General features: G+C 54.5%; 10 protein-coding genes. 5 read left to right on the top strand and 5 right to left on the bottom strand.

Annotated features, from left to right (window positions below; genetic code table 11):
• Positions 1-40: 40 nt before the first annotated feature.
• The 3 genes from mgtE to HXW73_RS16010 form a co-directional block, all read right to left on the bottom strand.
• Positions 41-1396, bottom strand: coding sequence for a magnesium transporter (gene mgtE / locus HXW73_RS16020; RefSeq protein WP_186254030.1), 1356 nt, complete (start codon positions 1394-1396; stop codon positions 41-43).
• A 70-nt stretch (positions 1397-1466) separates the two neighbouring features.
• Positions 1467-1808: a DUF6482 family protein gene (locus HXW73_RS16015; protein WP_186254029.1), complete on the bottom strand. Its 342-nt coding sequence runs from the start codon at positions 1806-1808 to the stop codon at positions 1467-1469.
• 137 nt (positions 1809-1945) lie between these two features.
• Positions 1946-2320 (bottom strand): YbaN family protein, encoded by a 375-nt coding sequence (locus HXW73_RS16010; protein ID WP_240538658.1) that lies wholly within the window; start codon positions 2318-2320, stop codon positions 1946-1948.
• Between the two features lie 194 nt (positions 2321-2514).
• Here HXW73_RS16010 and HXW73_RS16005 point away from each other — a divergent pair, with 194 nt between their 5' ends.
• Positions 2515-4650, top strand: coding sequence for a PhoX family protein (locus HXW73_RS16005; protein WP_186254028.1), 2136 nt, complete (start codon positions 2515-2517; stop codon positions 4648-4650).
• 457 nt (positions 4651-5107) lie between these two features.
• The gene (locus HXW73_RS16000) at positions 5108-6037 is read left to right on the top strand and encodes a sensor domain-containing diguanylate cyclase (RefSeq protein ID WP_186254027.1); all 930 of its coding nucleotides are present in this window, start codon (positions 5108-5110) and stop codon (positions 6035-6037) included.
• On the opposite strand, the gene HXW73_RS15995 is transcribed toward HXW73_RS16000, so the two are convergent.
• The gene (locus HXW73_RS15995; protein ID WP_186254026.1) at positions 6034-6795 is read right to left on the bottom strand and encodes an SDR family NAD(P)-dependent oxidoreductase; all 762 of its coding nucleotides are present in this window, start codon (positions 6793-6795) and stop codon (positions 6034-6036) included. The genes HXW73_RS16000 and HXW73_RS15995 overlap by 4 nt on opposite strands.
• Positions 6796-6988: 193 nt before the next feature.
• On the opposite strand from HXW73_RS15995, the gene HXW73_RS15990 reads away from it, so the two are divergent.
• Positions 6989-8338, top strand: coding sequence for an aspartate aminotransferase family protein (locus HXW73_RS15990; protein WP_186254025.1), 1350 nt, complete (start codon positions 6989-6991; stop codon positions 8336-8338).
• A gap of 8 nt (positions 8339-8346) precedes the next feature.
• Here HXW73_RS15990 and pdxR read toward each other — a convergent pair whose 3' ends face one another.
• A complete protein-coding gene (gene pdxR, locus HXW73_RS15985) occupies positions 8347-9834 on the bottom strand; it encodes a MocR-like pyridoxine biosynthesis transcription factor PdxR (RefSeq protein ID WP_186254024.1) in 1488 nt (495 codons plus the stop codon).
• A gap of 207 nt (positions 9835-10041) precedes the next feature.
• On the opposite strand from pdxR, the gene HXW73_RS15980 reads away from it, so the two are divergent.
• Together HXW73_RS15980 and HXW73_RS15975 are read left to right on the top strand one after the other, a co-directional pair.
• Positions 10042-10899: a transporter substrate-binding domain-containing protein gene (locus tag HXW73_RS15980; protein WP_186254023.1), complete on the top strand. Its 858-nt coding sequence runs from the start codon at positions 10042-10044 to the stop codon at positions 10897-10899.
• A gap of 78 nt (positions 10900-10977) precedes the next feature.
• On the top strand, positions 10978-11619 hold the full coding sequence (locus tag HXW73_RS15975; RefSeq protein ID WP_186254022.1) for an amino acid ABC transporter permease: 642 nt from the start codon (positions 10978-10980) through the stop codon (positions 11617-11619).
• Positions 11620-11631: the final 12 nt, after the last annotated feature.

Below are 11631 nucleotides of genomic sequence, written 5' to 3'. Positions count from 1 at the left end.
ACGTTAGCGGGCGAAGAGAGTGTCGTCTCAGCTTCCTTGATTACAAAATAATCAACGTCGCGAGCCCCAGAAAGGACAAAAAGCCGACCACATCGGTAACGGTGGTCAAAATCACCGCGCCGGACAGCGCAGGATCAATCTTCAGCCTTTTCAACACCAGTGGAATCAGCACCCCCGATACGTTGGCAAGACTCATGTTGATAAAAATGGCCAGTGTGATGACCAGCGTAATCAGTAGGTCACTGAACCACAGATAGGAAATGAACCCGACGACGAGGGCCCACACCAAACCGTTGCTCATGCCCACCCAGAGTTCCTTGTTGTATAACCACTGTTTATTGTTACCCGCGAGCTGGCCCAGGGCCAAACCGCGGATGACGACCGTCAGGGTTTGGCTACCGGCAATACCACCCATGCTGGCAACGACAGGCATCAGGATGGCTAATGCCACAATTTGATCGAGAACCGCTTCGAACTGACCGATCACGAAAGCGGCTAAAAATGCGGTTAATAGATTAATACCCAACCAGATGCCGCGGCTTTTGGCACTGCGCAGGATGGGGGTGAACACTTCTTCTTCATCGCTGACGCCCGACATGTGCTTCAAGGTCATATCAGCGTCATCTTGGGTGATTTCCAACACATCGGCGGAGTTCAGCTGCCCAACCAACAGTCCATCGCTATCGCATACGGGCACAAAGGGCAGTTCTTTGGAGCGCAATAATGCCGCTGCATCACTGACTTTCATTTGATCGTTCAGGGTAAAGAAATCATCCATATAGTCATCAACCACGGCATTTTGTGGTTGTTTGATTAAATCAATCAACGTAAGCGTACCAAGCAATCGCTTATCTTTATCCGTGATCATGATCTGCTGGGATTCATCGTCGAGCAGTTGGTGAATACGTATATAGCGTTGCACGGCCCCTAGCGAGACGCCCTGTTTTACATTGACCGTCTCAGGGTCCATGTAGCGCCCCACGACGTCATCTTCATAGGCATGCAGGTTTTCTACTTGGGCGCGAATTTCTTGGTCCAGGCTGGCATAAACGCTGGTTTTGATGGCTTCGTCAGCAACGTCCAGTACTTCTGCCACTTCCTGGGCATCCAGGCCCTTGACGATCTGCTCCACTTCGCTGGCCGATAAATCTTCGATGTAGTCAGCCCGGATGTCTTCATCGACTTCTGCCAACACCTCGCCGATTAGCTCGGCAGGGATGTACTCCCAAAGCAGATCGCGGGTTTTGGCGGGAAAAGATTCAAGGGTGCGCGCAATGGCCAGGATGTCCAGCTCGGAAAATAGCTCTTCCAGGGCGGTACCGTCTTCTTCATCCAGGCTTTTTTGAAGATAAAGCAACTGTTCTTCGGTATTGGTGTATTTTTCATCATCGCGCATAGCGTCCATCCTTCGGCAAATTGATCGTCAACACAGCCACTTGAAAGCTCTTGATGGCGCTCTATCAATCTTATAGACAGGCTTGGTTAAAAGCTACGCGAACACCATGGGCCATGCGCTGCTGAGCAGACACAGGTGGCACATCGGTGCCAATCATTTCATCGGCGGCGTCGGCCCAGGTCAGCGTGCCATGGGTGAAACCCAGCGGCACCAGCGCACGGCCAATCCATTGCGTGCCGGTAAAACGTTGCGTTTCGCCATTCTGATCGGTGAGCAAACTGACAGCGTTATCCCGATGCAAGCGAACGATGTACCAGCCCATATCAAGTCCGTGTACTTCTACGTCGGGCAGTGGTGCGGCCCAATGCGCAAGTTCTTCAAGTGTGACGCGAGCGGGAAGCGTGGAAGACATGGCGTAGCCTCATGAGTGAATATCCTGTACGCCAAGACTAAAGGCTGAACTGCATTTGTACAGCTCTTTAAAGAGTTGGTTGGGGGCTTTACAGAGTCGCTTGAAAAATGAGCGAGTTGAGCAAACCAACTGTCAATTTATGGCGAAGAGGATGGCTCTGGCCGGCTAGCGAGCCAAAGGGCAATCAGTATCAGTAGCGCTATCACCCCCCAGCGTGTCCAACCGGGGCCGAGTGACCAGCCGGTAATCAGCGCGCTCAACGCGATCATGCTAACGGCCGCCAACTTGCCACGCCTGGAGATGGCACGTTCTTGCTCCCAGGTGACCAGCAGCGGGCCGACATAGTGGCGGGAACGGATCCATGCCTCAAAGCGGGGCGACCCTTTGGAGGCGCAGTAAACCGCCATTAGCATAAATACAGTGGTAGGCAGCAGGGGCAGAAAAATGCCGAGGACACCGATGCTAAAACTCAACCCTGCCAGCACGACCCACATGAGGCGGATCAGTCTCATTATTGCTCCCGGTAGGCACGCTTCAATCAAGTCATCGTGCTGAGTGTTAAATAAGTATGGACTTATGTCACGGCTTTGCCACACAGACAATCTTCATCTAAATGCAGGCACTCTGCCATTGTATTGTCATTTAGCTTGTTTAGTGTCTTCTAACATTCAATCGTTGACTTACAAACGATCAGGGGGAGACCACAATGAGCAAAGAGATCGAAGATCATCGCCTGTTTAATCACAGCGGCAACGAACCTTTCGCCGATGTATTAGCGCGCCATGTATCCCGGCGCGATGTAATGCGCGGTGGTTTGAGCGTGGCGGCTGCCTCGATGCTAAGTTTTGGCGGTGCGGCTCAAGCGCTTGCCTCAGACGAAGCTCAGAAAAAGCCCCTGACACTGGCGTTTGAAGCGGTTCACGGGTCACTCACCAATGCCGTCGTGGTGCCGGAAGGCTATGTTGCACAGATCTTAGTGCCCTGGGGCACGCCGCTGAATCAAAGTGATTCGTGGCAATCTGACCAGCCAATGACCGCCCAAAGTCAGGCAGAAAGCGTGGGCATGCATCACGATGGTATGGATGCCTTTCCGCTGGATGCCGAAAATGCTTCACGGCGTTTTTTGCTGGCGCTAAACCATGAATATATTGATCAGGATGCGCTCTGGGCACCACAGGGTGGCCCCACCAACGCGGATGAAGGTAAGCGCCCGGTGGAGGAGTCGCGCACCGAGATTAATGCTCACGGTGTCACCATTGTCGAGGTCGAAAAAGGCGCCAACGGACAGTGGTCGCATGTGCCGGGATCGCGCTATAACCGACGCTTTACCAGCGCAACGGAAATGGGTCTGGCTGGTCCCGTGGCGGGCAGTGACTACGTCAAAACGCATTTTTCACCGACTGGACAACAAACCCGTGGCACCAATAACAACTGTGGGCATGGGATAACGCCCTGGGGCACTTATATCGCCTGCGAGGAAAACTGGGCCAATGTGTTTGTCAACACTGGCGAGCGTTTCCGGGACGACGCGCGCATCGGTATTCCCACCGAGCGGAGTCGCTATGCCTGGGAAACGTCGGCGGGAGATACCGCTGAGCAGAACGACGAGTTTGCCCGCTTTAATATCACACCACGCGGTGAGCGCGCCGAGGATGACTACCGTAATGAAGCGCGCACCTTCGGTTATCAGGTCGAAATCGACCCCTATAGCAATGCCCGGGCAGTTAAGCGCACGGCACTGGGCCGTTTCCGCCATGAAGGCTGCTGGTTAGGCAAACTGGAAGCTGGTCAGCCAGTGGTGTTCTATTCAGGCCACGATGCCCGCAACGAGTACGTGTATAAATACGTTTCCGAGGCGGCCTGGGATCCCGCCGATGCCAACCGCCCGGGTGAGGTGTACGACCGCCTCGCCATCGGCAATAAATATATGGATAACGGCACCCTCTATGTGGCTCGCTTTCACGCCGACGGCAGCGGTGAATGGCTTCCGCTTACACCTGATGCGCAAACACAGGACGGCCGAACGCTGGCAGCGGCCTTAGGACTGGCAGAGAGCGATTTAGCCGGTGTGATTATCAATACCTGCGATGCGGCAGATCTGATGGGTGCAACACCGATGGACCGTCCTGAATGGGCCGCCGTGGATACTGCTTCAGGTGACGTCTACCTGACGCTAACCAATAATAGCCAGCGTCAAGAAGCCGATACGGCACCTACCTTCACCAACGGCGGTGAGCACATCGACGAACTCGGTGTAGGCTATGTTAATGCCCCGACCGATGCGGCCAATCCACGTGCCAACAACGAGACGGGGCACATTATTCGCTGGCGTGAAAGTCGCCTGCCGAATGCGTTTCGCTGGGAAGTGTTTGTCTTTGGTGCGGCGGCTGACGATGCGGATAACCACTCGGGCTTAACCGAAATGAACCAGTTCGGCGGTCCGGACGGGCTCTGGTTTGACGAACGTGATGATGGCCAGGGGATTCTCTGGATTCAGACCGATAACAGTCATGATGGCGTGAGCGAATACACCAACGACCAGCTGCTTGCGGTGGTACCCAATAGCTTGGACGACATCCAGGGTACCGGTCCGGTGATTAACAACAGCAACCAGCAGCAACTCAAGCGCTTTGCGGTCGGGCCGAACGGCTGTGAAGTGACGGGCATATTTGCCACGCCGGATAAAACCGCGCTGTTTATCAATATTCAGCATCCGAGCAATTGGCCCGCCGATGGTAGCGCGCTGACCCAAGACGCCACCGTTGCCGCCAGCAGCCAGGTACGCCCTCGGGCCTCGACCGTGGTGATTCAAAAGCGCGATGGTGGACCGGTAGGCGTTTAAAAATCAGGCACTAAGCGCTGGAGTGATAATAAGCGCGCTATTAAAAGCTTCGAACCTCTCCCAGGTTCGAAGCTTTTTTGATTTTAGGCTTGCTGAGCCTGTCGTTTTTTCTGCCGGGCTTCTAACGCCTGAATGGCATCGACCGTCAGCTCTGAAAAACTGGCCGTGATGGCTGTAAACTAATGCTTGGATCCTACCGCCATTCAAACATCTCAATAATGAATCCCTGACCTCGCTAGGGAATCGTCAACGAATAGCACACTGATTTCATATATAGCTTTGAATAACCCACGTTATGTTAATGATTGATAAATCATTCTATTGTTAGCACAAGTAAGCTATCGATTATGCCGTCATTTTTTTGGGTAGCACGGTGGCTACGCCGAGTGAACCTTTCAAAGTGGGTCGGTGCCGCTACGCACGTTGAGCAACATAAGCTCAAGGATGAGTAAATAGTATGTATCAGCACTATGCGCGACCAGGACCTGAAGATGGAGGCAAGCCGCCTGGCCATGCGGTGGCTATCTTAAGCATGGCTAGGGACTCGCGCAGGGTCCAAGTCCTGGACGTCAATACTGACTATCAGCGCTTGTGGGGTGGGGCTCGAGAGGAGTGGTTGGGCGCTACTCCCAATGTGGTTGAGCAAGAAGCGGCCAATCAGCAAATTCTTGCTCGACTGGACGACGCGTTGAAAACTAACGCCGAGCACGACTTTGAGGGCATTGGTGGGCGTGAGGTCTCACGCCAACATGATGGATCGCGTCGACACATTGAGTGGCGCATTACTGCAATGGGGGGCTATCAGCACGATGCCATCACGTTGGTACTGACACAGCGTGATGTGACCGAGCAAGTGGAAAATGAGGCGCAGCTTAAGCGACTCGCTACCACCGATATGCTGACTGGGCTTGTTAACAGGTCTCAATTCGATACGAGTTTAAAAAGCGAACTCAGCCGGCAGGATCGCTACGCACGACCCCTTTCCTTGATCATGCTGGATATTGATTACTTTAAAGATATCAATGATGGCTATGGTCACGATGTAGGCGATCAGGTATTGGTCGAACTGGCTAATTTGCTGAAGGGCAATCTACGTCAAGCAGACTACTGTGCCAGATGGGGTGGCGAGGAGTTCATGCTTTTGACACCCGAAACACCCCTTGAAAACGCCGTGCATCTCGCTGATAAGATACGGCGGGTGATTAACACCGCGAGTTTCCCCGTCTCAGGCCCCGTCACCGCGAGCTTTGGTGTGGTTGAAGCTCAGCCTCAAGAATCGGTCAAAAGTATCATGAAGCGAGTGGATCACGCCCTTTATCTCGCCAAAGACAAAGGGCGTGATCAAGTCTCACCTATCGAGTTAGTGAAGTCGGCAAGGCTTGCCTAGACAGGGTCGCGATCAATCGCAAACGGTGCCCATGCCTGGCGCACCGGCATGATTTCAAGTCGGTTGATATTGATATGTGGCGGCAGGGTGGCCAGGTAGTAAAGCTGCTCGGCAATGTCTTCGGCCTGCAGAGGCGTGGTGCCTTTATAAAGCGCATCGGAAGCCGCCTGATCGCCTTTGGTGCGGACCAGTGTGAACTCGGTTTCTGCCATGCCGGGCGCGAGGTCGGTCACACGCACCCCGGTGCCCTGCAGATCGCAACGCAGGTTGTAACTGAACTGCTGAACAAAGGCTTTTGACGCCCCATACACATGCCCTCCCGGATACGGCCACTGCCCCGCTACCGAGCCCAAGTTGAGGATGCTGGCGCCTTTGCCGGCGGCCAACAGGTGGGGCATTGCAGCGTGCGTCACATTGACCAATCCGGTGATGTTAGTGTCGATCATGGTGTGCCAGTCATCCAGCGCCACCTTTTGGGCTGGTTCAGGCGCGAGGGCCAGGCCAGCATTATTAATCAGGCAAGTGAGTGGCAGCAGCGTGTCGGGGAGTTGACCTAGCGCCTGGGTGACCGCGTCGCTGTCGCGAACGTCCAGGGGGATCGTCAGTACGGTGACGTGCAGCGCCAGCTCACTTTCCAGTTCAGCAAGTCGCTCCTCGCGACGCCCTGTCAGAATCAGCGACCAACCCGCCTTGGCAAATCGCCGCGCGGCGGCTTTACCAAACCCGGATGTCGCGCCGGTAATCAATACGCTTGGCATGATGGTTCTCCTAGGGATCAAAAAACGACACCACTCTATAATGCGCGAAGCAACGTACTTAGAGCCAGTTCATCTTGTCTTCTGTGACATTGGCTGTCCTGCGCGCATGATAGCTCTGGCTCTATAGAGTAGCGGGGAGATATCACTAGGCTAACAAACACGTTAATACAGAGAATTTATCAGGGTGCTTGCCATGAATACCGATATTGCTGCTTCTTGTCATTCCATAAACGATGTGGATAACAGCTACGTTCACAGCCTGGATCGACAATACGTATTTCACTCGTGGTCTGCACAGGGTGGTTTAGACCCGATGGTCGTCGCAGGCGCTGAAGGTTGCCGCGTTTGGGATTATGCGGGACGTTCGTATTTGGATTTTAGCAGCCAGCTTGTCAATACCAATATCGGCCATCAACACCCCAAAGTGGTCAGTGCGATCCAGGCCCAGGCGGCAAGCCTGTGCACCATCGCGCCGGCCCATGCCAACCTGGCTCGCGGCGAAGCGGCCAAGCGTATTATTGCCAAAGCCCCCGCGGGTTTTAGCAAGGTGTTTTTTACCAATGCCGGCGCGGATGCCAATGAAAACGCCATTCGCATGGCGCGGCTGTATACCGGGCGAAGCAAAATACTGTCTGCCTACCGTTCCTATCACGGCAATACCGGTGCAGCGATTGCGGCCACTGGTGATTGGCGGCGCGTACCTAACGAGTATGCCAGCGGTCACGTTCACTTCTTCAACCCCTACCTCTATCGCAGCGAGTTCTGGGCGCGGGATGAAGATGAAGAGTGTGATCGGGCGTTAACCCATTTACGCCGGGTGATTGAGTGCGAAGGCGCCAACGCCGTCGCCGCCATTCTGCTCGAAACCATTCCCGGTACTGCGGGAGTGCTATTACCTCCCAAGGCCTACCTGCAGGGCGTTAGGAAACTCGCCGATGAGTTCGGCATCGTGCTGATTCTCGATGAAGTGATGGCCGGATTTGGGCGTACGGGCCGTTGGTTTGCCTTTGAGCATTACGACATGGCGCCGGATTTGATTGTGTTCGCCAAAGGGGTCAATTCTGGCTATGTACCCGCCGGTGGCGTGATTATTTCAGAGCCTATTTCACACTACTTCGATGATCACTTTTTTGTCGGAGGGCTGACGTATTCCGGCCACCCCTTGGCAATGGCGGCGATCGTCGCAACCCTCGATGTCATGGACGATGAAGGCATCGTCGAAAATGCCGATAGAATCGGTAACGGCCTGTTAGCAGAGGGGTTGCAGCAGCTTGCCGAGCGTCATGCGGTGATAGGCGACTGGCGTGGCTTGGGCGTATTTCACGCTCTGGAACTGGTCAGCGACCCGGTACGCAAAACGCCGCTGCCTGGGACAGAAGTGCTGAAGCTCAAGCAGCAATTGATGGAACAAGGCTTGCTGGTGTTTACCGTCGAGAACCGCATTCATGTCGTGCCGCCGTGCATTGTGTCGGCAGACGAGGTAAAAGAGGGTTTGGCAATTCTTGAACGCGTGTTTGAAAGCTACGCGTTCTCTCCCTGCTAATAAATTGCTCAAGTACATAAAGCGTTATCGTAGGCGAGGCCCAGGCGCTGTATGCCAAGGTCGATACGCTCCCGTTCGATAGCGCCAAATCCCAGGCGGAAAAAGCGCCGCGGCGGGGCGGCATCGAAGAAGTGTTGAAAGCCGGGTTCAATCAGTACCCCTCGCTGGGCGGCATGCCAGGCCAACCGCTGGGTATCAATGCTCGCATCTGCTTCCATCCAGAAGGCGCTGGAACGACTGCTGCTGTGGCTCCGGCAGCCAGGCAAGGCCTGTTCAATGGCGAGGCGCATGGCGTCGCGGCGCTGGTCTATCTCTTCCACATGCAGTTTGAGATAGCGCTCGTAATAGCCTTGGGAAATAAACTGCGCCAGCTGGTGCTGCAACGCGGCGGGTGGGTGGCGGTACATCATGCGACGCAGTGCGCGTAGCTCGTCAATTAACTCTGCATCTGCCACCACGTAACCCATACGCAAGCCGGGTGACAGCGCCTTGGATAAGCTGCCCATGTAGATAATTCGTGCACTATGGGCACTGGCTTTAAGCGCTGGCAGCGCAAACTGGTCACCGTGAATCTCGGCGTCGTAATCATCCTCGATAACGATTTGGTCGCGGTAGGGGAGTTGGGCCAATAGCGCCTCGCGTCGCGCGCGGCTCATGGTCACGCCCGTGGGTACTTGGTGGCTGGGCATTACATACAGATAGTCACACTGCTTAGATCCCTCAAGGCGCATGCCTTCTGCATCCACGGTTTGGAACTGCAGGCTGGCGCCGCGCTGTGCAAATACGTTCATCGCCTCGCGGTAACCCGGCGACTCCAGGGCTACTCGGGTTCCCCTGTGGCAAAGCAGCTGCGCAATCAAGTAGAGCGCATTTTGCGTTCCCATGGTGATGAGTATCTCTTCCGGCCGGGCAAAAATGCCTCGGCGCGGCAAAATACGCTTACGCAGTTGCTCAATGAGTAAAGGGTCATCCTGATCGATGCGGTCGCGCAGCCACGGTTTATCGCGTTGGGAACTTAATAACCGGCGGGAAATATCGCGCCATTGAGCGAGCGGGAAGAGGCGTGTATCTAACTGGCCATAAATAAACGGATACGCATATTCCGACCAATTGCCGGGTTTAAGTATCCCTTGGTAGTTAGTAGGGCGCTGGGCAATACGCTTGTGCCAGTTTGGTGCAGCAGTTGCGGTGCTAATGCTTTCCGACATCGCGGTTAAAGAGGCGTTAAGCGCTGATTGAGGTTCACTATAATCAGGGTGTAAGTAATAACCGCTACGCGGCCGGCTAATCAGATAACCATCTTCGACCAGCTTTTCGTAAACAATGGCCACCGTATTTCGCGAAATACCCAGCTGTTGGGAAAGCTTGCGGCAGGAGGGGAGCGCGTCATCGGTGGGTAAGCTGCCCGTGCGAATGGCTTCTAACAGCGTTTTACGCAGCTGTTCTTGCAGGCAGGGGGCAGCGTTAGGGTCGACCTCAAGACACAGCGTTGTCATCCAGCACTCCTATGATCTTTTGCCTCATCCATAGGCGGTACATCTTCAATTAACATAACTTTGTCTTTGCATCTTTCATGCCAAGTGTTGGGTCCATAACTGTCCTTTAAATTTACGCTAACTGGCTCTAATCCCAGCGAGGATAAAAATCTAGGGTGAATCAGGTTCTGAAAGCACAGTTTTTGAAAACTTAGGGAGTATCGGGCGATGAAAAAATTAACGGCATTAGTTTCAGTGTTGAGCATTGGGGCACTGGCTATAAGCGTTCCACTTACCGTTACCGCTGCGGATTTAGAGGAAATCGAAGAGCGTGGCTACATGAGTGTGGCCACCGAGGATAACTACGCGCCATTTAACTTTATGAGTGGCGGCGACCCGGACGGTTTTATCAAAGATATATTGATTGAACTGGAGGAGTACGCGGACTTTGAAATCCGCCAGGATATTTTGCCTTGGACAGGGCTGCTAGCGTCAGTCTCGTCGGGCCAGTATGACATGGCACTGACCGGCGCTTCGGTGACCGATGAGCGGCTGCGGGTGTTCAACTATGCACCGCCCTTCGCCTCCGCTCAGCACTTCTACATCAAGCGGGCGGGTGATGACCGCATCAATAGCGTTGCAGATTTAAGCGGTATGACGCTGGGCGTTCAAGCGGGCAGTGCACTGCTGTCGCGCCTGCCAGAGCTGGAAGTCATGCTGGAAGAGAGCGGTGGCGAGCTGGGCGACGTCATGCAGTATGAAGCCTATCCAGAAATCTACGCTGATCTCGCCAATGGCCGTGTTGATTACGTTATCAACTCCATCGTACCGGTGAATGACCTGATCAGTGAGCGCCCTGACGTGTTCGAAGCGGGCCAAGCCGTCTCCGGCCCGGGCTATGTTGCTTGGCCGATGCCAAAAGACAGCCCCGAACTGCTGGCCTATATCACCGATTTCATGAGCCACCTGCGCGATTCCGGCCGCTTGGCCGAGCTACAGGAAAAATGGTTTGGCGAGTCCTTTGACGACCTGCCGACAACACCCATCACCTCAGTGGAAGAGTTCCACGAAATGGCCGGTATGTAAGCTATCACCTTCGCCAGCCGCCAGGGCGCATCAGCCAGGCGGCTGTTATCCATCAAGCGAATCAGGGGGTGAGTGAGCATGGACAGTAGCGCATGGGGACTTCTCATTCAGGGTGCTTGGACAACGCTGTGGATATCCGGCATCTCCATTGCCATCGGTGTGGTGATGGGGCTGTTGATTGCGTTGCTTCGAGTGGCAAAAATTCCCGTTCTCCATCAACTGCTAGGCGTCTACATCAGCCTTGCGCGGGCAACGCCGCTGGTGACGCTGGTGCTGTTTATCTTCTTAACCGCGCCGACCATGGGCGTTAACCTCAACCGCAATGTGGCCGGTATCATTGCGCTAACCCTCAATACCACCGCTTTTAACGCCGAAATTTGGCGCTCCGCCTTTAATGACTTCTCCAAAGATCAGCGCGAAGCCGCACTGGCGATTGGTATGACCCCATGGGTCTATTTTCGCCGCATTATGCTACCGCAAATTACCATTACCAGCCTGCCGGGCTTGGTCAACGAGATGTCGTTTCTGATCAAAGGCAGCCCCGCCATTGCCGTTATCGGCGTGGTCGACCTTACCCGGGTGACCAACCGTATTTCAGCGGTTACCTACGACCCATTGCCACCCATTTTAGCGGCAGCGGCGCTGTATATGCTGATCATCAGTTTGTTGGTGTGGTTTCAACGTGTGGCTGAGCGCAAGGCCAGCCGACTGGCCGTCTAAATGGCCATTATG

This window comes from Halomonas sp. SH5A2, from assembly GCF_014263395.1.
Taxonomy (GTDB): domain Bacteria; phylum Pseudomonadota; class Gammaproteobacteria; order Pseudomonadales; family Halomonadaceae; genus Vreelandella.
Note: the sequence above shows the minus strand (reverse complement) of the source record. Positions and strands in the feature narration are given on the sequence as shown.

What these genes read in the sequence shown, in the direction of transcription:
- mgtE (WP_186254030.1), bottom strand. Translation starts at nt 1,396, where the DNA reads ATGCGCGATGATGAAAAATACACCAATACCGAAGAACAGTTGCTTTAT.
- HXW73_RS15980 (WP_186254023.1), top strand. Translation starts at nt 10,042, where the DNA reads ATGAAAAAATTAACGGCATTAGTTTCAGTGTTGAGCATTGGGGCACTG.
- HXW73_RS15995 (WP_186254026.1), bottom strand. Translation starts at nt 6,795, where the DNA reads ATGCCAAGCGTATTGATTACCGGCGCGACATCCGGGTTTGGTAAAGCC.
- pdxR (WP_186254024.1), bottom strand. Translation starts at nt 9,834, where the DNA reads ATGACAACGCTGTGTCTTGAGGTCGACCCTAACGCTGCCCCCTGCCTG.
- HXW73_RS15975 (WP_186254022.1), top strand. Translation starts at nt 10,978, where the DNA reads ATGGACAGTAGCGCATGGGGACTTCTCATTCAGGGTGCTTGGACAACG.
- HXW73_RS16015 (WP_186254029.1), bottom strand. Translation starts at nt 1,808, where the DNA reads ATGTCTTCCACGCTTCCCGCTCGCGTCACACTTGAAGAACTTGCGCAT.
- HXW73_RS16005 (WP_186254028.1), top strand. Translation starts at nt 2,515, where the DNA reads ATGAGCAAAGAGATCGAAGATCATCGCCTGTTTAATCACAGCGGCAAC.
- HXW73_RS16000 (WP_186254027.1), top strand. Translation starts at nt 5,108, where the DNA reads ATGTATCAGCACTATGCGCGACCAGGACCTGAAGATGGAGGCAAGCCG.
- HXW73_RS15990 (WP_186254025.1), top strand. Translation starts at nt 6,989, where the DNA reads ATGAATACCGATATTGCTGCTTCTTGTCATTCCATAAACGATGTGGAT.
- HXW73_RS16010 (WP_240538658.1), bottom strand. Translation starts at nt 2,320, where the DNA reads ATGAGACTGATCCGCCTCATGTGGGTCGTGCTGGCAGGGTTGAGTTTT.